This window comes from Xanthomonas sp. WHRI 7065 (assembly GCF_040203115.2).
GTDB lineage: Bacteria > Pseudomonadota > Gammaproteobacteria > Xanthomonadales > Xanthomonadaceae > Xanthomonas > Xanthomonas arboricola.
In genome coordinates, this window is the sequence record NZ_CP168194.1 from 3,728,932 (window position 1) to 3,753,175 (window position 24,244).

The 24,244-nt window shown below is 66.7% G+C and carries 17 protein-coding genes and 1 riboswitch; of the genes, 4 read left to right on the top strand and 13 right to left on the bottom strand.

Going from position 1 to position 24,244, the window contains the following annotated elements; translation table 11 throughout:
• Nucleotides 1–15: 15 nt before the first annotated feature.
• A riboswitch (cobalamin riboswitch) is annotated at nucleotides 16–239 on the bottom strand.
• Nucleotides 240–1,009: 770 nt separating this feature from the next.
• From ABQY64_RS15625 to ABQY64_RS15660, 8 genes are all read right to left on the bottom strand, one after another.
• Nucleotides 1,010–2,296: an O-acetylhomoserine aminocarboxypropyltransferase/cysteine synthase family protein gene (locus ABQY64_RS15625; RefSeq protein WP_226427329.1), complete on the bottom strand. Its 1,287-nt coding sequence runs from the start codon at nucleotides 2,294–2,296 to the stop codon at nucleotides 1,010–1,012.
• Between the two features lie 209 nt (nucleotides 2,297–2,505).
• Complete coding sequence (clpB, locus tag ABQY64_RS15630) at nucleotides 2,506–5,091, bottom strand: ATP-dependent chaperone ClpB (protein ID WP_024940653.1); 2,586 nt, start codon at nucleotides 5,089–5,091, stop codon at nucleotides 2,506–2,508.
• A 198-nt stretch (nucleotides 5,092–5,289) separates the two neighbouring features.
• Entirely contained in the window at nucleotides 5,290–6,093 is an 804-nt protein-coding gene (locus ABQY64_RS15635; protein ID WP_126967644.1) for an ATP-binding cassette domain-containing protein, read from the bottom strand.
• A complete protein-coding gene (gene ssuC / locus ABQY64_RS15640) occupies nucleotides 6,090–6,884 on the bottom strand; it encodes an aliphatic sulfonate ABC transporter permease SsuC (RefSeq protein WP_039519435.1) in 795 nt (264 codons plus the stop codon). The genes ABQY64_RS15635 and ssuC overlap by 4 nt, the downstream gene beginning before the upstream one ends.
• A 127-nt stretch (nucleotides 6,885–7,011) precedes the next feature.
• Entirely contained in the window at nucleotides 7,012–7,995 is a 984-nt protein-coding gene (locus tag ABQY64_RS15645) for an aliphatic sulfonate ABC transporter substrate-binding protein (RefSeq protein WP_167705763.1), read from the bottom strand.
• A gap of 11 nt (nucleotides 7,996–8,006) precedes the next feature.
• Nucleotides 8,007–9,047 carry an L-glyceraldehyde 3-phosphate reductase gene (mgrA, locus tag ABQY64_RS15650; RefSeq protein WP_167705764.1) on the bottom strand — a complete coding sequence of 347 codons (1,041 nt, stop codon included), beginning with the start codon at nucleotides 9,045–9,047 and terminating at the stop codon, nucleotides 8,007–8,009.
• Nucleotides 9,048–9,063: 16 nt separating this feature from the next.
• A complete protein-coding gene (locus ABQY64_RS15655; RefSeq protein ID WP_349779922.1) occupies nucleotides 9,064–10,392 on the bottom strand; it encodes an LLM class flavin-dependent oxidoreductase in 1,329 nt (442 codons plus the stop codon).
• A 64-nt stretch (nucleotides 10,393–10,456) separates the two neighbouring features.
• Nucleotides 10,457–12,712 (bottom strand): TonB-dependent receptor, encoded by a 2,256-nt coding sequence (locus ABQY64_RS15660; RefSeq protein ID WP_349779923.1) that lies wholly within the window; start codon nucleotides 12,710–12,712, stop codon nucleotides 10,457–10,459.
• A 273-nt stretch (nucleotides 12,713–12,985) separates the two neighbouring features.
• Here ABQY64_RS15660 and ABQY64_RS15665 point away from each other — a divergent pair, with 273 nt between their 5' ends.
• Both ABQY64_RS15665 and ABQY64_RS15670 read left to right on the top strand, forming a co-directional pair.
• Nucleotides 12,986–13,294, top strand: a complete 309-nt coding sequence (locus tag ABQY64_RS15665) for a GIY-YIG nuclease family protein (protein WP_126967647.1) — start codon at nucleotides 12,986–12,988, stop codon at nucleotides 13,292–13,294.
• 45 nt (nucleotides 13,295–13,339) lie between these two features.
• Entirely contained in the window at nucleotides 13,340–14,047 is a 708-nt protein-coding gene (locus ABQY64_RS15670; protein ID WP_167705765.1) for a glutathione S-transferase, read from the top strand.
• 132 nt (nucleotides 14,048–14,179) lie between these two features.
• Here ABQY64_RS15670 and ABQY64_RS15675 read toward each other — a convergent pair whose 3' ends face one another.
• The 5 genes from ABQY64_RS15675 to ABQY64_RS15695 form a co-directional block, all read right to left on the bottom strand.
• Complete coding sequence (locus ABQY64_RS15675; protein WP_349779924.1) at nucleotides 14,180–14,995, bottom strand: DUF3014 domain-containing protein; 816 nt, start codon at nucleotides 14,993–14,995, stop codon at nucleotides 14,180–14,182.
• A 1,419-nt stretch (nucleotides 14,996–16,414) separates the two neighbouring features.
• Nucleotides 16,415–17,584, bottom strand: a complete 1,170-nt coding sequence (locus ABQY64_RS15680; protein ID WP_104623793.1) for a lysozyme inhibitor LprI family protein — start codon at nucleotides 17,582–17,584, stop codon at nucleotides 16,415–16,417.
• Nucleotides 17,581–19,182, bottom strand: coding sequence for a hypothetical protein (locus ABQY64_RS15685; protein WP_039519417.1), 1,602 nt, complete (start codon nucleotides 19,180–19,182; stop codon nucleotides 17,581–17,583). Before ABQY64_RS15685 ends, ABQY64_RS15680 begins: the two co-directional genes overlap by 4 nt.
• Before the next feature lie 136 nt (nucleotides 19,183–19,318).
• Nucleotides 19,319–20,191, bottom strand: coding sequence for a hypothetical protein (locus ABQY64_RS15690; protein WP_349779537.1), 873 nt, complete (start codon nucleotides 20,189–20,191; stop codon nucleotides 19,319–19,321).
• A gap of 11 nt (nucleotides 20,192–20,202) precedes the next feature.
• On the bottom strand, nucleotides 20,203–20,676 hold the full coding sequence (locus tag ABQY64_RS15695; RefSeq protein ID WP_024939416.1) for a DUF3574 domain-containing protein: 474 nt from the start codon (nucleotides 20,674–20,676) through the stop codon (nucleotides 20,203–20,205).
• Between the two features lie 228 nt (nucleotides 20,677–20,904).
• On the opposite strand from ABQY64_RS15695, the gene ABQY64_RS15700 reads away from it, so the two are divergent.
• Both ABQY64_RS15700 and otsB read left to right on the top strand, forming a co-directional pair.
• Complete coding sequence (locus ABQY64_RS15700; RefSeq protein WP_349779536.1) at nucleotides 20,905–23,340, top strand: TonB-dependent receptor; 2,436 nt, start codon at nucleotides 20,905–20,907, stop codon at nucleotides 23,338–23,340.
• Nucleotides 23,341–23,467: 127 nt separating this feature from the next.
• On the top strand, nucleotides 23,468–24,226 hold the full coding sequence (otsB, locus tag ABQY64_RS15705; protein WP_349779535.1) for a trehalose-phosphatase: 759 nt from the start codon (nucleotides 23,468–23,470) through the stop codon (nucleotides 24,224–24,226).
• Nucleotides 24,227–24,244: the final 18 nt, after the last annotated feature.

The window sequence follows — 24,244 nt, forward strand, 5'->3', positions numbered from 1 at the left end:
GCCACGCCCACCGCGTGCCGGTTCAATCCCTCAGGCCGGTCTCCGGGCTCGCGAGTGGAAGCCTGCGCCTCCGATGCCGCGCCTTCCCATGCGACTGCACAGTGGCGTGTTGCGGCATCTGACCTCGCCCACCGTTGCGGGGGCAGCTCCGGCATTGCAGCTCGCCAAGGCGACCCGCGCACCGGATTCCCGTTTAAACCACCGCAACTCCGGTAGTCACCTCAGGGGCGCGCATGGTAGCAGGATTGGCCAGGGGCGCCTCCGAGGTCTGCGGCAAGCGGCCAAGCGCAACACGTCGCCACGCACCGGGGGGCCCGATCCCTTCTCCCACCGGGAGAAGGTTCCCCGAAGGGGCGGATGAGGGTACGGAGCGAAGCCTCATGCCATGGATGAAAGCAGCATGCCGGGGATGCCGGCATGGCCGCATGCCTGCCACCGAGCGTCACCTCGCAGATGCGAGTGGGCTTCGCTCCCGTACCCTCACCCCCGCTCCGCGCCCCGGCCCGCGCTTGCGGCGCGGGCGCTCCCAGGCACGCGCGCCCATGGTGCGCAAGCTGTGCCTCCTCGCCCCCGACGGGAGAGGGCTTCGGGCAACTTCGTCATGACCGCGTTCAGCACTTTTCGAAGTCGCGGCAACTCGAAGTCGCGGCAACAACGTGCCGAGGCGGCAGCGTGGCCGGGGGTCGGCGGAGAGCGGCACACGGATGTGCCGCGACGGCGAGTCAGACAGGATGTCTGCCGAGCCGAAGAGCCGATCACCGGCCACGCTGCCGCCCTGACCGAAGCCAGAGACAGACGGCGTACTTGGCGGTGCCTGGAGAACCCGTACCCTCACCCCAACTCCCGCGCCCCGGCCCGCGCTTGCGGCGCGGGCGCTCCAAGGCACCCGCGACCATGGCGCGCCAGCTGTGCCTCCTCGCCCCGACGGGAGAGTGGCTACCCGTCCTCCGCAGGAGAGGGGCTAGCTCGTCCCTTCGCGCACCCCTGCTCAGTTCACGGCTAGCAAACCTCACGCCCCCTGCAGCGCCTGCTCCAGATCCGCCAACAGATCGTCGATGTGCTCGATGCCGATCGACAGCCGCACCGTGTCTTCGCTGACCCCGGCATGTTCCAGTTCGGCCGGGCCCAGCTGACGGTGCGTGGTCGATGCCGGATGCGTTGCCAGCGACTTCGCATCGCCGATGTTCACCAACCGCGTGAACAACTGCAGCGCATCCAGAAAACGCGCGCCGGCCGCGCGCCCGCCGGGCAGGCCGAAGGTCAGCACGCCCGAACCATGCCCGCCCAGGTACTTCTGCGCCAACGCATGCTCCGGATGATCCGGCAGCGCGGCGTAATTGACCCAGGCGACCCGCGGGTGCTGCTGCAGATACGTCGCAATCGCCAGCGTGTTGGCATTGATGCGCTCCATCCGCAACGGCAGCGTTTCGATGCCCTGCAGGATCAGGAATGCGTTGAACGGCGACAGCGCCGCGCCGGTATTGCGCAGCGGCACCACGCGCGCACGGCCGATGTACGCCGCCTCACCCAGCGCTTCGGTGTAGACCACGCCGTGATAGCTCACGTCCGGCTCGTTGAGGCGTGGAAACCGCTGTTTGTGCGCCGCCCACGGGAAGCGCCCGCTGTCCACGATCGCCCCGCCGATGCTGTTGCCATGGCCGCCCAGATACTTGGTCAGCGAGTGCACCACGATGTCGGCGCCGAAGTCGATCGGCCGCAGCAGCGACGGCGTGGCCACGGTGTTGTCCACGATCAGCGGCACGCCATGCGCATGCGCCACCGCGGCCACGGCCTCGATATCGGTGATGTTGCCGCGCGGATTGCCGATCGACTCCACGAACACCGCCTTGGTACGTTCATCGATCAAGCCGGCAAACGCCTGCGGATCGCGATAATCGGCAAAGCGCGTGCTGATGCCGAACTGCGGCAAGGTATGCGCGAACAGGTTGTAGGTGCCGCCATATAACGCACTGGAGGAGACGATGTTGTCGCCGGCCTCGGCGATGGTCTGGATCGCATAGGTCACCGCGGCCTGCCCCGAGGCCAGCGCCAGCGCACCGATACCGCCTTCCAGCGCAGCCACGCGCTGCTCCAGCACAGCGTTGGTCGGATTCATGATGCGGCTGTAGATATTGCCCTGCACCTTGAGGTCGAACAGGTCCGCGCCATGCTGGGTATCGTCGAAGGCGTAGGCGACGGTCTGGTAGATCGGCACCGCCACCGCACGCGTGGTGGGATCTGGCTGATAACCGCCGTGCACGGCGATGGTTTCGGGCTTCCACTGCGGATCGGTCATGGCGCGGCTCGCTCGGACAGGAGTGCCGACCATAGCCGGCCCTGCACGCGTGTCTGCAAACCAGCAGTGATGACCTTATGCCGCCGTGTTGTGAGCGCCGACGATGCGCCGCATGCGCCATCCCCTCATGCAAACGGGCACTGCCTGCGCAGTGCCCGTTGCTTGCTTCAACCACTGCCAGCGATACGGCGCACGATTGGCGCCGCGTCTCAGCCCTTGCCAAACACCAGCCGCCCACCCTCGGCACGCACGCGCACGGTGTCGCCGCCGAGGTACTGGCCGGACAGGATCTGCTGGGCCAGCGGGTTTTCCACCTGCGACTGGATCGCACGCTTGAGCGGGCGCGCGCCATACACCGGATCGAAACCGACATTGCCGAGCAATTCCAGCGCGGCATCGTCCAGGTCCAGCTTGAGGCCGCGCTCGGACAAGCGTTTTTCCAGCCCATGCAACTGGATGCGCGCGATCGACTTGATCTGCGCCTTGTCCAGCGGGTGGAACACCACGATGTCGTCGAGCCGGTTGATGAACTCCGGGCGGAAATGCGCCTGCACCACGCCCATCACCGCTGCCTTCATCTGCGTATAGGCCTCGGCACTGCCGTCGCCGGACAGCTCCTGGATCTGGTGCGAGCCCAGGTTGGAGGTCATCACGATGACGGTGTTGCGGAAGTCCACCGTGCGGCCCTGGCCATCGGTCAGGCGGCCGTCGTCGAGCACCTGCAGCAGGATGTTGAAGACATCGGCATGCGCCTTTTCAACCTCGTCCAGCAGGATCAGCGAATACGGACGCCGCCGCACCGCCTCGGTCAGATAGCCGCCTTCCTCATAGCCCACATAGCCTGGAGGCGCGCCGATCAACCGCGAGACCGAGTGCTTCTCCATGAACTCGCTCATGTCGATGCGGATCATCGCCTCGGTGCTGTCGAACAGGAAGTCCGCCAGCGCCTTGCACAACTCGGTCTTGCCCACGCCGGTCGGGCCCAGGAACAGGAACGAGCCGCTCGGACGATTGGGATCGGACAGGCCTGCACGCGAACGCCGCACCGCGTCGGAGACGACCTTGATCGCCTCGTTCTGGCCGACCACGCGCTGGTGCAGCTCGTCTTCCATGCGCAGCAGCTTGTCGCGTTCGCCCTCAAGCATCTTGTTGACCGGGATACCGGTCCAGCGCGACACCACTTCGGCAATTTCCTCGGCGGTCACGCGGTCCTGCACCAGCTTGAAGTCGTGATGTTCGACCTCGTTGGCCAGCGCCATCTGCTTTTCCAGCTGCGGCAGCACGCCGTACTGGATCTCGCTCATCTTGGCGTAGTCCTGGCGCCGTTGCGCGGCTTCCAGCTCCAGCTTGGCGTGCTCGATCTGCTCCTTGACCTTGGTGGTGCCCTGCAGCGCGGCCTTTTCCGACTTCCACAACTCGTTGAGGTCGTAGAACTCGCGTTCGAGCTTGTCGATGTCGGTTTCCAGATCGGCCAGGCGCTGACGCGAGGCGTCGTCCTTTTCCTTCTTCAGCATCTCGCGCTGGATCTTGAGCTGGATCAGGCGGCGCTCCAGGCGATCGAGTTCTTCCGGCTTGGAGTCGATCTCCATGCGGATGCGCGATGCCGCTTCGTCCATCAGGTCGATCGCCTTGTCCGGCAGCTGGCGGTCGGTGATGTAGCGGTTGGACAAGGTGGCGGCGGCAACGATCGCCGGGTCGGTGATCTCCACGCCGTGATGCACCGCGTAGCGTTCCTTCAGCCCACGCAGGATCGCGATGGTGTCTTCCACCGTCGGTTCGCCCACGAACACCTTCTGGAAACGCCGCTCCAGTGCCGCGTCCTTTTCGATGTACTTGCGGTATTCGTCCAGCGTGGTGGCGCCGATGCAATGCAGCTCGCCGCGCGCCAGCGCCGGCTTGAGCATGTTGCCGGCGTCCATCGCGCCATCGGCCTTGCCGGCGCCGACCATGGTGTGCAGCTCGTCGATGAACAGGATGATCTGGCCTTCGTTCTTGGACAGGTCGCTGAGCACCGCCTTCAGCCGTTCTTCGAACTCGCCGCGGAACTTGGCGCCAGCGATCAGCGCGCCCATGTCCAGCGACAGCACGCGCTTGCCGCGCAGGCCTTCGGGCACTTCGCCGTTGATGATGCGTTGCGCCAGGCCTTCGACAATCGCGGTCTTGCCCACGCCGGGTTCGCCGATCAGCACCGGGTTGTTCTTGGTGCGCCGCTGCAACACCTGGATGGTGCGGCGGATTTCTTCGTCGCGGCCGATCACCGGATCGAGCTTGCCGCTCTCGGCACGTGCGGTCAGGTCGATGGTGTATTTTTCCAGCGCCTGGCGTTGTTCCTCGGCGTTTTCCGATTGCACGGTCTCGCCGCCGCGCAGCTTGTCGATGGCGGCTTCGATCTTCTTCTTGTCGCCGCCGGCCGCACGCAAGGCCACGCCCAGCGGGCTGGCATCGTCGGCGGCGGCCAGCACGAACCACTCGCTGGCGATGAAGGCGTCGCCATGTTGCTGGGCCAATTTGTCGGTCTGGTTGAGCAGGCGGTTGAGATCGTTGCCGATCGACAGGTTGCCTTCCTGCCCGGAGACCTTGGGCAGCGTGTCCAGCGCCTCGCCCAGCCGCTCGCGCAGCAACGGCACGTTGACGCCGGCCTGCGACAGCAGCGGGCGTGTGCTGCCGCCACTCTGGTCGAGCAATGCGGCGAGCACGTGCACCGGCTCGATGATGTTGTGGTCGCGGCCCACGGCCAGCGACTGCGCGTCGGCCAGCGCCTGCTGGAACCGCGAGGTGAGCTTGTCCATCCGCATGGGGATAATCCTCTGAACTGGTGGCCGGCGACGCCGACGATACCGTGCAGATGCGGCTGCCGTGCGGGGTTTCAAGGTTTGGCGGCTGCGCAGGTGCCGATGCGGGGCAGCAGGATCGGCTCACACACGGTGGCGCCTGGGCTGGGCGGTGGGGGTTCGCCCAGTGACCTGGACCACCCCAGGCCGACGGACACGTCGTTACACGATCCGCCGCAGCGGCAGCGACGCAGGCGCCGCAGCAGGATTCTCCGCAGCCGCTGGCGCCGGCACGTGCGACGCCCCCAGCAGACGCGACAGCACCTGCGCCTGGATTGCCGCCAGGGCCGGCGCGCCGGGGGCACGCGGATGCGGCACCGGCACCGGCAGGTCCAGGCCGACCTGGCCGTGTTCGATCAGCACGATGCGATCGGCCAGCGCGCTCGCCTCGGCCACATCGTGGGTGACCAGCACCAGGGTGAAGCCGTACTGCCGCCACAACTGCACGATCAGCTGCTGCATCTCGATGCGCGTCAACGCATCCAGTGCGCCCAGCGGTTCGTCCAGCAACAGCAGCCGCGGTCGGTGTACCAGTGCGCGCGCCAGGGCCACGCGCTGGCGTTGACCGCCGGACAGCGCCGCCGGCCAATCGCCGCCGCGTGTGCCCAGCCCTACCGCATCCAGCGCCGCCTGTGCCTGCGCACGCCCGGCACGCCCCAGGCCCAGCGCCACGTTGTCGATCACGCGTTTCCACGGCAACAACCGCGCGTCCTGGAACATCAGCCGCACCGCATCGCGCTGCGCTGCCAGCGCTGCATGACCGCTGTCGACGGTGCCGGTATCGGCCGCTTCCAGCCCGGCGATCACGCGCAGCAAGGTGCTCTTGCCGCAGCCGCTGCGCCCGACCACCGCCACGCAGGCGCCGGGTGCAATCTCCAGGTCGATACCGCGCAAGACCTCGCTGTCGCCGTAGCGCTTACCGATGCCGCGCAAGGTCAGCGGCAGGCCAGTGTCTGTTCCGCTCATCGGCGCAGCTCCGCACGCTGTTGCTGCGCCGGATGCCAGCCCAGCCACCAGGCTTCCAGCCCGCGTGCGGCCAGATCGGCCAGCTTGCCGAGCAGCGCGTACAGCACGATGGCCACCACCACGATGTCGGTCTGCAGAAACTCGCGTGCGTTGGTGGCCAGATAGCCGATGCCGGAACTGGCGGAAATGGTTTCGGCCACGATCAGGGTCAGCCACATCAGGCCCAACGCAAAGCGCAAGCCGACCAGGATCGACGGCAACGCACCGGGCAACAACACATCGACAAACAGCTGCGGGCCGCGCAAGCCGTAATTGCGCGCCATCTCGATCAAGGCCGGGTCTACGCTGCGGATGCCGTGATAGGTATTGAGATAGATCGGGAAGAAGGTGCCCAGCGCCACCAGAAACAGCTTGGCGCCCTCGTCGATCCCGAACCACAGGATCACCAGCGGAATCAGCGCCAGATGCGGCACGTTGCGCAGCATCTGCAGGGCGCTGTCGAGCAGGCGTTCGGCCACACGCGACACGCCGGTGAGCAGGCCCAGCGCAAACCCGATGCTGCCGCCGATGGCCAGGCCCACGGCCGCGCGCCAGCTGCTGATCGCCAGGTGTTGCCACAACTCGCCGGTTTGCACCAACGTCACTGCGGCACGCAACACCGCATCCGGCGCGGGCAGGATGCGCTGCGGCAACCAGCCGCCGGAGGCTGCGATCTGCCAGGCCACCAGCAAGGCCAGCGGCACTAGCCAGGGCACCAGCACGTTGCCTAATCGCTGCGAGCGGCGACTCATCGCGCAGCCTTATTGGTTGGGCGATGCAGCGAAACAACGGCGTGCGCCTGTCCGCTCACGGATGCTCGGCACGCGTTCTGGCCTGCGCATGCGCTCCTGCTTGCGAGTGTATTCCTGCTTCCACGCATCACTTGCCCGCCGCCTGCTTGCTTGCCGCTTGCAACGCAGCACCTGCGGGCGCCCGCCATACCGCCGGGGCCACCAGCACGCGCTTGGGCAGCAAGCGCTGCGCGTAGAACAGATCGGCAGTGGCCTGCTGCGCCTTGATGACCTCGGCGCTGAGCGGTTGCACGCTGGCCGGCGGGCGATGCGCCAGCGTGCGCTCGACCACCGCAGGCGACAGCCCGCTGACCTGCGCCAGCACCTTGATGCTGCCGGCGCGGTCGCGCTCCAGCAAGCCATCGGCCTGGTTGAGCTGCAGCATCACCTGCTGCACGAACGGACCCCACGCGGTGGCATAACGCCGCGAGGACAGAAAGAACCCGCCGGTCAATCCCAGCCCTTCGCCGTTGGCGAGCAGGCGTGCGCTGCCATCCAGCGTCAACGCCGAATACCACGGGTCCCAGATCGCCCAGGCATCCACCTGCCCGGCCGCGAATGCCGCACGTGCGTTGGCCGGCGACAGATACAACGGCGTGATGTCGCGCATGCTCAGGCCGGACGTGGCCAACAACCGCAGCAGCAGGTTGTGCGCGCTGGAACCCTTCTGAAAGGCCACCCGCTTGCCCTTGAGGTCGGCCACCCGCCGCAACGTGCTGCTGGCCGGCACCAGGATGGTCTCGGCCTTGGGCGTGGGCGGCACCCAGCCCACGTACAGCAGATCGGCTCCGGCGGCCTGCGCAAACAGCGGCGGAATATCACCCGCACCGCCCAGGTCGATGCTGCCCACGTTCAAGGCTTCCAGCAGCTGCGGGCCGGCTGGAAACTCGACCCAGCTGATTCTGGTGCGCGGGAAGCGCTGCTCCAGCAACCGATGCTGCTTGGCCAGCACCAGGCTGGACACCGCTTTCTGATAGCCGATACGCAACTGCGCCGGCTCGGCCGCCGCTGCGGGTTGCAGCCACGCGATGCCGGACAACAGCAACGCAGCAATCAAAAAGCGGTAGCGCATCGGAGCGTTCCTCATTGCCAATCGGTGGACGGTTTTTCCCAGAGGTTGACGCCACCTTCGACCGCAAAGCGGTCGATCTCGGCCAACTCGTCCGCACTGAACCCGGGCGTCTGCAAGGCCGCGACGTTTTCGATCAACTGCTCCGGGCGGCTGGCGCCCAGCAATGCCGAGCTCACCCGCGGGTCGCGCAGCACCCAGGCCAGGGCCAGCTGCGCCAGGCTCTGCCCACGCCGCTGCGCGATCGCATCCAGCCCACGTGCGCGCTGCAGGTTGGCCTCGGACAGATGTTCCGGCCGCAGCGAGTCGCCACCGGGACGATTCACGCGCGCATCGCCGGGGACGCCATTGAGGTACTTGCCGGTCAACAGGCCCTGCGCCAGCGGCGTGAATGCGATCACTCCGGCGCCGACCTCGTCGGTCGCATCGAACAGCTCGTGCTCGGCCCAGCGATTGAACAGGTTATAGGCCGGCTGGTGGATCAGCAGCGGCACCTTCCACTCGCGCAGCAAGGCAGCGATGTCGCGCGTGCGCGCTGCCGAATACGACGACACGCCCACATACAGCGCCTTGCCCTGCTGCACCGCGCTGGCCAGTGCGCCGGCGGTCTCTTCCAACGGCGTGTCCGCATCGAAGCGGTGCGAGTAGAAGATGTCCACATAGTCCACGCCCAGCCGCTGCAGGCTCTGATCCAGGCTGGACAGCAGGTATTTGCGCGAACTGCCGCCCTGCCCGTACGGGCCCGGCCACATGTCCCAGCCGGCCTTGGTGGAGAGGATCAATTCATCGCGATACGGCTTGAAGTCTTCACGCAGCAGGCGGCCGAAGTTGATTTCCGCGCTGCCATACGGCGGGCCGTAGTTGTTGGCCAGATCGAAATGGGTGATGCCCAGGTCGAAGGCGGTCCGCAGCAATGCGCGCTGCGTGTCGATCGGCGTGCTGTCGCCGAAGTTGTGCCACAGGCCCAGCGACAGCGCAGGCAGGACAAGGCCGCTGCGGCCGACACGGCGGTAGGCGATGCGGTCGTAACGATCGGGATGTGCGAGATAGGTCATCAGGGTATCCGGTGAGTCAGCGTGCGCTGAAGCGATTGACGGGGCGTGCCAGCCCCAGATGATCGCGCAGGGTGCGCCCTGCATATTCACGCCGGAACAGTCCACGCCGCTGCAACTCGGGCACCACGTGCGTGGCCACATCGGCCAGGCCGCCGGGCAGATGCGGCACCAGCACGTTGAAACCGTCCGCGGCCTCGCCTTCGAACCAGGCCTGCAGCTCGTCGGCAATCTGTGCCGGCGTGCCGATCAGGCTGTAGTGCCCGCGTCCGCCTGCGATACGCCGACCGAGCTGGGCAATGCTCAGTTGCTCCTGTCCGGCCAGCTCGGTGAACAACTGCTGGCGGCTGCGCTGGCCGGTTTCGGTGAGTGGCAGCTCCGGCAACGGGCCATCGGGGGGATAGCCGGACAGATCGAAATTGCCCAGCATGCGCGACAGCAGCGCGATGCCGACCTCCGGCTCCACCAGCTCCTGGAACTGCGCGAACTTGTCCTGCGCCTCGGCCTGGCTCTGCCCGACCACGATGAACACACCCGGCATCACCTTCAACGCATCGCGCGCGCGCCCGAACTGTGCCAGGCGCCCCTTGATGTCGGCATAGAACGCCTGCGCCTTGGCCAGCGACGATTGCGCGGTGAACACCACCTCGGCAGTTTCCGCAGCCAGCGCGCGCCCGGGCTCGGACGAGCCGGCCTGCACCAGCACCGGATGCCCCTGCGGCGCACGCGCGATGTTGAGCGGGCCGCGGACCTGGAAGTGCGTGCCGCGATGATCCAGCACATGCAGCCGCGCCGGATCGTAGTGCACGCCCGCAGCGGTGTCGGCGATGAAGGCATCGTCGTCCCAGCTGTCCCACAGCCCGGCGACCACCTGCTGGAATTCGCGCGCCCGCGCATAACGCTCGGCATGCACGTAATGCGCGTCGCGGTTGAAGTTCAATGCTTCGTCGGCGGCATCGGAGGTGACCAGATTCCAGCCGGCACGCCCACCGGACAGATGATCCAGCGAGGCGAACTTGCGCGCCACGTGATACGGCTCGTTGTAGCTGGTGGTCATGGTGGCGATCAGGCCGATGCGCTCGCTCACCACCGCCAACGCGCTCAGCAGCGTGAGCGGCTCGAACAGGCTGGAGCGCGCCATCCGCGACGCCACCGGCCCACCGGCCGCAGCCAGGCTGTCGGCCACGAACACCGCATCGAACTTGGCGGCTTCGGCGATGCGCACCATCTCGCGATAATGGTCGAACACCAGCGGGTCGGCACTGGCCTGCGGGTGCCGCCACGCGGCCACGTGGTGGCCGGTGGCCATCAGGAACGCACCGAGCGAGAGCTGTCGTGCAGCGCTCATCGCAGTTCACCGTGCGGTGCGCCTGCATTGCGCGAATCAGCATCAACAAACATCACGGACATCGTCAAAAATCCTTGTGCAGTTGCAGCCCGACATAGCGCTGGTCGTCGCGTGGCACCAGCCGGAACACGTTGCCGGTGGCATTGGCCAGCAACGGGGCGTATGAGCGGTCACCGAGATTGCGGCCGAGCACCGCCACCCGCCAGCCATGCACATCGTCGGCCAGTGAGATACTGGCATTCCAGATCGCATACGGGCCCTGGATGGTCTGCGGGGTCTGGCTGAGGTCGTACTGCACGCTGTCCTGCCAGCTCACGTCGCCGTTGAATTCCAGCGCCAGGCTGCCGCGCAACGGCACCCGGTAACCGGCGCGCAGATTGCCCTTCCAGTCCGGCGAAAACGGCAACGGCCGGCCGTCGACATTGCAGTTGGCCGCCGCTGCGGTGGGGCAGGCAAACCGCTGGATGCGCGCCTGCGTGTAGGCCAGCGAGGCGGCCAGGCTGAGCCGCTCGGTGGGCCGGTAGTCCAGATCCAGTTCCAGGCCCTGCGTGCGCACCTGCCCGGCGTTGATCAGGCGCGTCACCACCTGCCCGGCCACGGTGTCGAAGAAGTTGGCCTGGTAGTTGGCGTATTCGGTATGGAACAGCGCCACATTCGCACTGAGGCGATCGTCCAGGGCGCGCGCCTTCAGGCCCAGCTCCCAGGCATTGGAGGTCTCCGGTTTCAGCGCCGGCGTGTCGCGCGGCTGCATGTTGAAGAACACGTTGTAGGCGGGGCCCTTGTAGCCGCGCGAATAGGTGATGTAGCCGGTGGTCCGCGCGTCGAAATCGTATTGCAGGCCGGTGCGGCCGGACACGCCGTTTTCTGCGGTGCTGCCGCTGCTTGCGGTGGACGGCTGGATGCCGGTGACTGCGGTTGCCGAGCTGGATACGCGCTGATGCCGGTAGTCGAGCGTGTCGCGGGTGAAGCGCGCGCCCAGCAGCGCGCGCAGATCCGGGCGCCAATGCCAGGTAGCCTCGCCGAAGGCGGCATAGGTTTCCGCGCGGGTGGCGTAGTCGGCCACGCCCACGTTGCTGGCGGTGGGCGTCGTCACCGTGCGGCGGTAGGTTTCGTCGTTGCGCGCATGCAGGTAATACAGCCCGGCGACCGCTTCCACCGCGCGGTCGCGCGGGGTCTGGATGCGCACTTCCTGCGAATACTGCGTGTAGCCCAGGTCGCCACGGTCGTGCGAGGACGGAAACGCCGCGCTGCGTTGCGCGGTGCGATCGCCATCCTGGAACTGGGTGTTGTCCCATTGCCGCCACGCGCTGATCGAGGTCAGCAGCGCATCGCCGAGTTGCTGGTCCAGCTGCAGCGAGGCGCCCTTGTTGATGTCGTCCAGGTACGTGCGGTAATCGCTGTTGATCTGCCGGTTGTCGTCCCTGGCGATGACCGGGGCCAGCGCCGTGGCGAAGTCGGCACGCGTGCTGTCCACCACCACACCGCTGGGCGCGTCGCTGTGCGATTGCAGGTAGTCGGCGAGCAGCGTCGCGTTCAAATCCGGGTTCGGGCTCAGGTCCAGCCGCAAGCGCGCGCCGGCGCGCCGGTAGCCGTTGACGGTCTGGCCGTCGGCCACATTGCGCACGTTGCCGCCGTACTCGGCCCACAATGCCGACACGCTGGCCTTGAGCAGTTCCGGCACCAGCGTGCCGCCGACGCTGGCACGCACGCGGTCTTCGTCGCCGCCACCGAAGTGCGAGTAATCCACATAGCCGCCGAACAGCTCCGGCGCCGGCTTGCTGACGATATTGAGCACGCCGGCGGAGGCGTTCTTGCCGAACAAGGTGCCCTGCGGCCCGCGCAGGACTTCGATGCGTTCGACATCGAGCAGGTCCAGCGTGGCCTGGCCCGGACGCCCCAGCACCACGCCGTCGATCACCGTCGCCACGCTGGGCTCGACGCCTGGCGAGGTGGAGATGGTGCCCACGCCACGCAGGAACAACGAGGTGTCCTTGTTGGAGGCACCGTTGCGAAAGCTCAGGCTGGGCACCAGCGCCGGCAGGTCGGCCACGCTGTTGCGGTTTTCGCGCTCCAGCGTCTCGCCCTGCACCACCGATACCGCCACCGGCACCTGCTGCAAGGTGGTTTCGCGGCGCGTGGCGGTCACGGTGACCGCGCCCAGGGTTTGCGCAGCGTGCTCCGGCGTCGCAGCAGCCTCGCCCACTTCATCGGCCAGCACCGGCGCACATGCCCACGCCAGACTCCACGCCAGCACCTGCGGCCTGGCCAACCATCTCGAAGCAGCGAGGATCCTTGCAGAGGTCCGGTGTCGCGCAGGCATGTACGTCCTTTCGTGGCGTCGGCTGTCGTGCAGCAGCGTGGGGAGATTTTTTGCGAATTGGCGAGCGCCATGCATGCACGGCGACCCGTCCGCAGCGCAGGCCGACACGGCGCTGCAATGCAATAGCGCATGCTGTTTGCAGCGGCCGCGAGCGTCAAATAACCAATGTTTAGGTGGTTATTCACTCACGCGCCGCCGCGTGTCGACCACCCGTAACCAGCGCTCGCCAAGACCATCGCTGCACGACACCAGGCCAATGGCGATAATGGGCCCATGGATGCACCCAAGCCCTGGCACCTCTATCTGCTGCTATGTCGCAACGGCAGCTATTACGCCGGCATCACCAACGATCTGGAACGGCGCTTCCAGGCGCATCAGCGCGGCACCGGCGCGCGCTATACCCGTGCAAACCCGCCGCTGGAACTGCTTGCCAGCCATCCGTATGTGGACCGCGCCGCCGCCTCGCGCGCAGAGTGGCAGCTCAAGCAGCAACCACGCGCGCGCAAGCTGGCCTGGTTGCTGGCGCAACCGCACGACGATATCGGGTCACAGCCCGCTGACGCTGCGATCACGCCCGCCTAGCCGCGCGGTTTCTACGCTGTAGCGCCATCGATCGCGGAGCAGCGCATGCACTATCAGCTCTATTACTGGACCGGCCTGCAAGGCCGCGGCGAATTCGTCCGACTCGCACTGGAAGACGCCGGCGCCGACTACACCGACGTGGCGCGTGTCGAAGGCGATGAGGTGATGAATGCCTTTCTGGAAGGCCACCAGGCCGGCGCCCAGCCGTTCGCACCACCCTTCCTCAAGGCCGGCGACACGGTGGTTGCGCAGGTGGCGGCGATCTTGCATGTCATCGGACCGCAACTGCAGCTGGTGCCTGATTCGGAAGCACAGCGCATCCAGGCATTGCAGTTGCAGCTGACCATCGCCGACCTGGTGGCCGAGGTGCACGACAGCCATCATCCGATCGCCACCGGCCTGTATTACGAAGACCAGAAAGCCGAGGCAGCCAAGCGCGCCAAGGATCTGCGCGACAACCGCCTGCCCAAGTTCCTGGGCTACTTCGAGCAGGTGCTGCAACAGGCCGGCGGCACGCATGTGCTTGGCACGCATTCCTATGTGGATCTGTCGTTGTTCCAACTGATCAGCGGGCTGGAATACATGTTCCCGAAGCGCATGAAGACGCTGTCAGGCGAGCTGCCAGGCCTGAAAGCGCTGCAACAGCGCGTGGCTGTCCGCCCACGCATCGCGGCCTATCTCGCCTCCGAACGACGCGTGGCGTTCAATACCAACGGCATCTTCCGCCACTATCCGGAGCTGGATGCGGCGTAAGCGATGGTGGCGCGTGATGCATCGTGTGCCGCCGAAGTTGCGTTGTTTCCCTGCTGGGATGGCGCACGGCGCTGCATCCATGCATGCAAGGCGCATTCGGGCGACCTTCTCCTCACGTCATCACACGTTGCCTCAACGTCCCTGCAGCAACGCCGTCCGGATCCGCTGCAACTGCGCCTTAACTGCAGTCGCTTGCGCAGGCCCCAACCGCAGCAGCGCTTTTTGACCAACCGACAGTGACTCCAACGCGGGATCGACAAAACGATAACGGCCACGCTCGTCGCGCTGCACCTTGATCGGCTGTACCGGGTCAGGCGTGCGCAGTAGATGATCGACCACGTCGATCACGCGGTCGTTGAAGTAGCGGTCCGGCGCACCAAGATCGGCATAGGCCTGCTGGAACAGCGGATAGAAACGCACATAACTGCGCACCAGCGCCTGCGCATCCACCTGGGTGAATGCCGCCACGTAAGGCGCATACCGCGCCGCATTGGCCTGATTGATCACCACACTCCCGCTGGCATCGGACACTGCGAATTCGCCCGCCACCGGCTGCAGCACCGAGGCGCGACGGCTGATGCTGGGCTGGGTGAGATTGTCGATCATCACCACCACGCGTTCGATCAGGTGCTTGCGTAGCACGATCGACAAGGCGCCATCGTCCTGCACCAGTTCCAGCAAGGCCTGCCACGCAGCGGCATCGCTCTGTGCCAGCGCAGGAATCGCAGCGTCGGCGGCATCGGCCGAGGGCTGCTGCACCGGATGGCGCGGCCCGGCCGGTGCCGGCGACGCGGGGGTCACCGCCGCTGCCACGGCGCTGGCGGTCTGGCTAATCGGCGCAGGCAATGCACCCGGCGTAGTGGGTGACCCGCTGAATAGCCACCAGGCGGCGCCAGCCACCACCGGCACCGCCAGCAGCCACGGCCAACGCGAAGACTTGGATTGCATCGTGGAACTCCTTACATCGACAACATCCAGGGTGTGACAACGAGATATCGCGGTGGTTCCATCAATGTGCGGCGATGACGCCATCAAGCAGACCATGTGCATCGCACAAGAGCGATTGGCCGCGAGGAGAACTATCTCTGGCAGAAAACGCTGGCTGCAGCGCTAGAACTGGCAAGGACATACGCGTGACCATCCTCCTCATTGCGAACCGATCACGCGCGCAGCGAAGTCCGATGCAGTCACAGCTCAGTGATCGGGGGGCGCAGTGCCCTTACCGCTTGCGGGACACGCCGTGAATCCGTCCGTGCAGGCCCCTTGGCGGTATCCATGCCGCCAAGGGTCCCGCAACCGGCCAGGACACCGCACCAGGAAGTTGGTCGACAGCTTTGTTGAAAGCCTATCTGTCGCTCGGCTTGCGGTGGCGTGCTCAGACGCTGGTCGACGCACACCACTCCGACCAGCGCATGCCATGCACCGCTTGCAACCATGCACACCGACCCTCTCGACTGGTCCTTGCCCGCTCACCGTCGCGGGACCTTACGCGGCATGGATGCCGCGTAAGAGCCTACACGGAAGTAATTGCGGCGTGTCCTGCGATGGTGAGCGGGCAAGGTCCCTGCAGCCAAGCCGCACATCGTCTGCTCTACAGTCGACGCATTCGCATTGCTCAATACCTTCCAAGGCGACGGAGCGCTTGAGCTTCAGCAGCACCTGGACGTTCCAAAGCCGAGTTGGTCGAGTGCGCGGTGCCCTCACCGCTTGCGGGACACGCCGTGAATCCGTCCGTGGAGGCTCCTTGGCGGCATCCATGCCGCCAAGGGTCCCGCAACCGGCAAGGACACCGCACCAGGAAGTTGGTCGGCTGCTTTCTTGAAGACTTGTTTCGCAGCTTGTGAGGGAAAGATTTTCGGACGCACGACGCTCCGAACAACGCGCATCAGGCACTGCTCTTACCGTGCACACCGACTATCTCGACTGGTCCTTGCCCGCCCACCGTCGCGGGACCTTACGCGGCATGGATGCCGCGTAAGAGCCTACAGGGACGTACTTGCGGCGTGTCCTGCGATGGTGGGCGGGCAAGGACCCTGCAGCCAACCTGCAGATCATCCGAACAAGATGCATCGTGCATTGCTTGCACCATGCACACCGACCATCCCGACTGGTCCTTGCCCGCCCACCGTCGCGGGACCTTACGCGGCATGGATGCCGCGTAAGAGCCTACACGGACGTACTTGCGGCGTGTCCTGCGAGGGTGGGCGGGCAAGGGCCCTGCAGCCAAGCGGCAGATCGCCTGCTCTGGCTCTCGCTTTGACTCTCGCTCACCCACATCGCCAACGCTCGAACCAGAACGACCAGCGTTGCCGCATCAAGCAACAACGCCGCCCGCCCGATGGCCGCGAGTGGCAACGTCCGCCGCTTTCAGCTTGCGAAATCCAGCCGCGCGTTCACCCAGGCCGCCACGATCGCGGCGGCCGCCTGCTCTGCCTGCTTCGCAGGCAGGCGCTTCTCGCGCACCAGCCATGCGGCCGTGTCGGCTCGCACCTTCGGCAGCAACGCGCGCACGGCCTTGCGCTGTGCCGCCGGCCAGTCGCTGTCTTCCCCGGTCCAGGCGGCAATCGCCTTGTCCGGATCCTCGCCGTAGCGCTTGCGCAATGCTGGGGTCAGGTACAGCACTGGCGATACCGATGCGCGTAGCGCGATGATTTTCCACTCGGCGTAACTGGCATAGCGAATGGTGCCGGCGTCCTTGCTCAGGGCCTCGATCAACCCGTCGAAACCAGCATCCAGCTGCTTCCAGCTGGCCAATGCAAACAGCCCCCCAGGCGGCTCGCAGATCGGCGCGAACCCGTCGCGTGTCGAGCCATACAGCGACCCGAATGCCTCATACGCCGGCTCACCCACTGCGGCGAAGATGAAGCAATGCACGTAAGGACGATGATCGCTGTTGTCGCGTTCGATCCACATCCGCAGCAATGTCAGCACGCGTTCCTGCGCCTGCATGGCGGGCATGCCATCCACATCGTCGAGCAAGGATGCGGCGAAGTCGTCGACCTTGCGCAGCGCCTTGCGTGCACTTTCAAACCGCGCACTCGCCAGCTTCGCATCCACGCCCGCGGCGGGGACAAACTGATGCAGATACGCCAGCCACGCCGAAGCCAGCGGCGTGTCGTAGCCCTGCAACTGGCGCGCGGCGTCGGCAGGCGCAGTGGGAATCAAGGCGATGATGCGATCCAGCGCCTGTTGCTGCGCAACGAGCGCCTTGGCCAGCACATCGGCCCTGGCCTTCAATGTGCGTTGCAGGCAGTCGTCCAGTTTGGCGTCCTGCGCGCAGGCATTGCGCTGCCGCAGCCAGGCGCGTTGCTGATCACGCACGCCTGCGACCGCGGTACGCGGCGTGCTTTCCAGCAGCGCCCGATAGGACTCGTCCAGCTGATCGTCCAGATTGCCCAGCGCCGGCACCGCGCACAGCCGTTTTTCGACCGCCGTGCCGGCCTGCTTGCAATCGAACGACGCCGCCCAGGCACCGCCGGCGCCAAGCAACAATGCGCCACCGATGACTACCCGCAACATGCTGGAGCAGGATGTCATTGCACTGCCTCCTTGCGTGCGGGCAGCAGCGAGAGCAGCAGCAGGGTCACCGCCAGCGCGACATAGGCACCCACGAACTGCCAGCTGATCACGCGCGCCAGGCCGTGCAGCGACCATGGCAGATAGATGCCGCCGCGCGGGTCCACCGAATGGATCAGGCCGAACAGCGTCAGCCCCGCGGCCACCAGCAGGAACACCGCGCCACGGCGCAGCCGGCCATCGATCATCGCCGCCACGGCGGCGATCCACAGCATCGCGGTGATGATGAAACCGTTGCCCAACGCGAAGATCACCGCCAGCTCCGGCAGGCCGTGTCCATCGAGTTTGGTGGTGAGTGCGACCAGTTGATCCGGCGGAATCCAGCCCGGTGCCTTGATGGTCAGCAGGTACGCCACCGACGGCAGAAAGCCCAGCACCATCGCACCGGCATGCTGCCTGGGCGTGGCCTGGAACGCCTGCGTGGTGATGTCGATCGACACGTACACGATGATCGGTGCCAGCACCGCCAGCGGCAGCCATTGCACCAAGCCGGAGATCACACCCAGCATGCCACCGATGCCGACGAACAGGCCGGTCAGCAGCGTGTAACCGGAGCGCGCGCCCATGTGCTTGTAGGCCGGCTGGCCGATGTAGGGCGTGGTCTGCGCCACCCCGCCGCAGACGCCTGCGACCAGCGTCGCCAGGGCTTCCACCAGCAGGATGTCGCGGGTGCGGTAGTCATCGCCCGCGGCGCGTGCGCTCTCGCTGACATTGATGCCGCCCACCACCATCAACAGGCCGAACGGCAGCAGCAGCGGCAGGTACGCCAGCGTGGCGGGCAGGCCGTCGATGAAGCCCAGGTTCGGCAGCGGCAACACGATCTGCGGCGGCGTCCATTCCGGCACCGCGAAGCCCGGTGCGCCCAGGCCGGCCAGTCCCAGGCCGTAGTACAGCGCAGTGCCGATCACGAATGCCACCAGCACGCCGGGTAACTTGGTCGGCAACCGGCCCTTGGCGAGCAGCACGTACAGCAGCAGGCCCAGGGTGACGAAGCCGGCCACCGGCGAACGCAGGGTTTCCAGCAGCGGCAGCAGGCCCATCAACACCAGCGCGATGCCGGCGATGGAACCCAGCAAGGCCGCGCGCGGCAGCGCGCGCGTGACCGCCTCGCCGACGAACGACAGCACCAGCTTGAGCAGGCCCATCACCACCAACGCGGCCATGCCGAGTTTCCAGGTGGCGATGGCAGCCGCCTGCGGGTCCAGCCCCTGTGCCTTGAAGCCGACGAATGCCGGGCCCAGCACCAACAGCGCCATGCCGATGCTGGTCGGCGCATCCAGGCCCAGCGGCATCGCGGTGACATCGTCGCGCCCGGTGCGCGCAGCCAGCCGCCGCGCCATCAAGGTGTAGAGCAGGTTGCCCACCAGCACGCCGAACGCGGTGCCGGGAAACATGCGCCCGAACACCACTTCGGCCGGGAACTGGAACATCCCGACCAACGCCATCGCGATGAAGCCGAGGATGGAGAGATTGTCGACGACCAGGCCGAAGAAGCCATTGAGGTCGCCGGCGACGAACCAGCGCGGCGATGCCGCAGTACGCGAGGAAGGGGCCGACATGGGAGCCAGGAAGCGTGGGGATCGGCCGATGGTAGCCGCTGCTCCGCACGTGCGACAGCGGCGCGGTGGATCAGAGCGTGTCGCCGCGATTGCGCCGGTCTGTCCCATGCCAGGCGGCTGCGTGGCAGCAACGGCCCTACTTCATCGCCGCAGCAACCTCGATCCAGCCGACGATGTCGCCACGGCCGGCACTGCGATAGCGTACCTGCACGCGCGTGGCATCGGCGCTGACATCCAGCGCGTCGGCCCGATCGCCCTGCACCAGATAGCGCTTGGTGCTGGTCGCCGTAGGGGTGGCGTATAGCGGCAGACGCGCCACCTGCACGCGCAGTTGCACCGGCATCGGTGCGTCCAGGGTGGTGCCGATCTCGCTTGAAACCTTCGCTCCGCGCGCGTCGTAACTGGGCCACACCGAGAGCGGCATGCCATCGCCGGTGCCTGGATCCAGCAAGGTCTGGATGTCGGGCGAGGCGATCGGCTGCTGGGTCCTGGCCACATACAACCGCCCATCGGCCGCGTAGCGATACACATCGGCGTACCACATCGGCCCGCTGCGGCAGGAGCTGGTCAAGCTGCGCTGCTGCTTGTCGGGCGTTAGATTGAAGAAACCCTCGCACTGCACTGCCGGGCGCGTGGGCGCGGTCAGCGCACGAAAGCGCCGTTGCGCTGGATCGAACACAAAGACCAGCACCGCTTCGTTGACCTGGCCGAGCATCGCCGACACCGCAAGATCCGGATGTCCGTCGAAGTTGTAGTCGTCGCTGTCCACACCGGCGCCGCCTTCGCCCTCGTCCAGGTTCGCGTCGAACCATTGCTCCTTGCCGCCCGGGCCCAACACCACATGCAGGCGTGCGCCGACCAGTGTGGCGGTCGCCTGCGTGTTTGCGTCCAGCGTCACCTGCACGCTGGTGTCGCGCGCAGAGCACGCAAACGACAGCCCGCCCAGTGCGGCGAACAGCAGCGCGCGTGCAGCGCTCACGCGCAGTCGCTGCAGATGTTCAAGCCGCATGGTCGCCAGACTCAGAACGACACCTCCACCGCCTGCCGCGACCACAGCACCGACTGGTGGCCGGTGGCCTGCTTCCAGGCCAGGCGGATCGCCTCGATGTCGTTGCGCCGCTGCGGGGTGTCCTCGTGCAGGATCACCAGCACCTTGGTGCCCAGCCGGTTCGGCTCCTTGGCACCGCGAAACAGCCACTGGCCGTAGGCGTCGAACACGGTCAGGCCGTCGGGAAAGCGCGGGGTCACTTCCTTGTCCAGAAACGCCCGCCATTGGGTTTCGTCGATGGTACGGGTCTGCGGGCGATCGGCCGGGCCGGTTTCCTCGCCCACCCCGAAGTACAGCTCGCTGCGCACCCAGCCGCGCGCCGCCGCCGGCCGCGCCGCATCGCCTTGGAGGCTGGCAGTGGTCGGGCCCGGCGCGCCGCCGGGGGTGGTGGCGCAGGCGGACAGCGCCAGCATGGCGGCAAGCAGGCAGGACGGCAGCAACTTCATCGACTTCTCCACAACGGGTACGTTTACGACGGATCGGGGGCGGGCTCATGCAGGGCCGGCATCAGCTGATGCCGGCGTGCGCGCACTGTGCCATCTCGCACGCGCCTGAACAACGCGATAATATCTCTCCATCCGGATGAATGTGGACGATCCGAACCCCTTTGCGCCCCTGCCCGGCCGGATGCCGTCCGCGCGGCGCGTTCGCAGTTGCTGTCGCAGGAGAGAAAGATGACCCGCCCCACCCTTTCGGCTATCGGCCTGGCCGTGGCCGCCGTGTTGAGCGTCAACGCCCAGGCCCAGCAGGCCGCCCCCGGCGCCACCACGCTGGACACCGTGATCGTCACCGGCACCCGCGCCAGCGACCGCACCGTGCTGGAATCGACCGTGCCGGTGGACGTGCTCACCGCCGAGGACATCCGCAAGGCCGGCGTGGTCAACGGCGAGCTGGGCAGCGCGCTGCAGGCGCTGCTGCCCTCGTTCAACTTCCCGCGCCAGTCCAACTCCGGTGGGGCCGACCATATCCGCGCCGCGCAGCTGCGTGGGCTCTCGCCCGACCAGGTGCTGGTGCTGGTCAACGGCAAGCGCCGCCACACCTCGGCGCTGGTCAATACCGACAGCAAGATCGGCAAGGGCACCACGCCGGTGGATTTCAATTCCATCCCGATCAACGCGATCAAGCGCATCGAAGTGCTGCGCGACGGTGCCGGCGCGCAGTACGGCTCGGACGCGATCGCCGGCGTCATCAATGTGATCCTGGACGACAACCCCGAGCGCGGCGAGCTGGAAGCCAGCTTCGGCGCCTACAACACCGACGTGGAGCCGATCAATCGCCGCGTCACCGATGGCCAGACCAGCTACGCCAGCGCCAAGGTCGGCAGCCTGCTCGGCGATGACGGCGGCTTCTTCAAGGTCGGCCTGGAGCTGAAGAATCGCGAGGCGACCAACCGCGCCGGCTTCGACCAGATTCCGTCGTTCGAGGAGCAGACCCCGGCCAACCTGGCGCTGGCCGGCAAGCGCAATTACGTGCTCGGCGACGGCGCCACCAAGGGCCTGAATGCCTGGCTCAACACCAAGGTGCCCTTCAGTGCCACCGGCGAGTTCTACGCCTTCGGCACTTACAACCAGCGCGACACCGAAGGCGCCAATTACTTCCGTTACCCGGATGGCAGCGCCAACTGGCGTGAGATCTATCCCAACGGCTACCGCCCGATTTCCGAAGGCGAGAACCGCGATCTGCAGGTCGTCGCCGGCGCGCGTGGGCAGCTCGGCAATTGGGACTACGACGCCAGCGTCAACTACGGCCGCAACGACTTCACCTACCGGTTGCGCAACTCGCTCAACGCCTCGCTCGGCCCGGGCAGCACCACCCGCTTCAAAACCGGCGATTTCGCCTTTGCGCAGACCGTGGGCAACCTGGATCTGACCCGCGTGTTCGATGCGGCCGGCGCCACCCACACCTTCGGCACCGGTGCCGAATTCCGCCGCGAGCAATACCGCACCCATGCCGGCGACCCGGCCAGCTATGCGGCCGGCCCGTTTACCGATCGCCCCACCGGCTCGCAGGCCGGCGGCGGCCTGACCCCGCAGGACGAAGCCGACCTGTCGCGTAACGTGGCCAGCGCCTATGCCAACGTGTCCAGCCAGTTCGGCGACAAGTTCTCCACCGACCTGGCCGGCCGTTACGAGCATTACCAGGATTTTGGCAGCCAGTGGACCGGCAAGCTGGCCGCGCGCTATGCCTTCGCCCCGGCGTTCGCGCTGCGCGGTGCGGTCTCCAACAACGTGCGTGCGCCCTCGCTCAGCCAGATCGGCTACGAAGCCACGTCCACCGGCTATGACGCCGCCGGCCGCCTGACCCAGGGCCGCCTGCTGTCGGTCAACAACCCGATCGCACGCGCGCTCGGTGCCACCGACCTGAAGCCGGAGAAATCGCTCAATTACAGCCTGGGCTTCACCAGCCAGCTGGGCGACCACTTCGACCTGTCGCTGGACTTCTTCCAGATCGATATCGACGACCGCATCGCGCTGTCCGAAGACATCACCGGCACCACGCTGACCGACTTCGTGCAGCAGAACTTCGCCGTTGCCGGCGTGCAGAGCGCCAGCTATTTCCTCAACGCCGCCGACACCCGCACCCGCGGCGCCGAGCTGGTCGGCAACTGGCGCCAGTACGCCTTCGGCGGCGACCTGCTGCTGACCGGCACCTACAGCTACGCCAAGACCGAGTTGAAGAACGTCATCGGCACCCCGGCGCAGCTGCTCGCGCTGGACCCGGACTACGTGCTGTTCGGCGTCGAGGAGAGCAACACGCTCACCGATGCCGCACCACGCACGCGCGCCGCGCTGGCCGCCAACTGGAACAACGAACACTGGAACCTGCAGACCCGCGTCAATCGCTACGGCAGCGCCACGCGCGTGTTCGACTTCGGCGGCGGCTTCGTGCCACGCCAGACCTATGGCGCGGAATGGCAGCTGGACCTGGAAGCCGAGTACCACCTGGGCACGCAGTGGACGCTGGCGATCGGCGGCCAGAACATTCTCGACAACTACTCGGACCGCTCCATCGACGACATCGCCTACTTCGGCAACCTGCCCTACGACGTGCTCTCGCCGATCGGCAGCAACGGCGCATATTGGTATGGGCGGGTGCGGTACTCGTTCTGACGCCGGGATGGGTGGATTGGGGATTCGGGATTGGCAAGGGCGGCGCATCGCGAATCCCCACTCCCGAATCCCCACTCCCCGCTGTTGCATAACCTGAATATCACATCGCCTTGCGCACACTAGCGCGATGGCAGACGTGCACTCCCCCCTTCCGTCGCCGCCATTGCTGGACGATGCCTGCGCATTGTTTCTGGACGTGGACGGTACTCTCATCGACTTTGCCGACAGCCCCGAGGCTGTGCGGCTCCTGCCCGAGGTCCGCGCGGCCATCGGCCAGTTAAGCGACCGCCTGCAGGGCGCCGTGGCACTGGTCAGCGGCCGACCGCTGTCGCAACTGGATGCCTTGTTCGCGCCGTTGCTGCTTCCGGCCGCCGGCCTGCACGGACACGAACTGCGTAGCGACATTGCTGCACGCGCGGCGATGCCGCAGGACACCTCCGAGTGGCTGCATGGCCTGCATCAGCGTGCCGCCGCACTCACGCACCGGCACCCCGGCGTGCTGGTCGAAGACAAAGGCGTCAGCGTCGCGCTGCATTGGCGCGCACAGCCGCTGGCCGGCCCCGACGTGCTCGCCTTTGCGCAGCAGGAAATCGCCCAGCTTTCCGGATACCGCCTGCAACCGGGCGACCACGTGGTCGAATTCGTCCCCGAAGGCAGCAACAAGGGCCTGGCGGTCGAACAGCTGATGCAGCAGGGCGCATTCGCCGGCCGCACGCCGGTGTTCGTCGGCGACGACCTCACCGACGAATTCGGTTTCGAAGCGGCCAATCGCCTCGGCGGCTGGAGCGTACTGGTCGGCGATCGCGCCCAGACCAGCGCGCGCTTCCGCATTGACGGCACCGCCGACGTGCATGCCTGGCTGCAACGCAACGCGCGCCAGGCCTGAGCACAGCGCGCCTTCCCC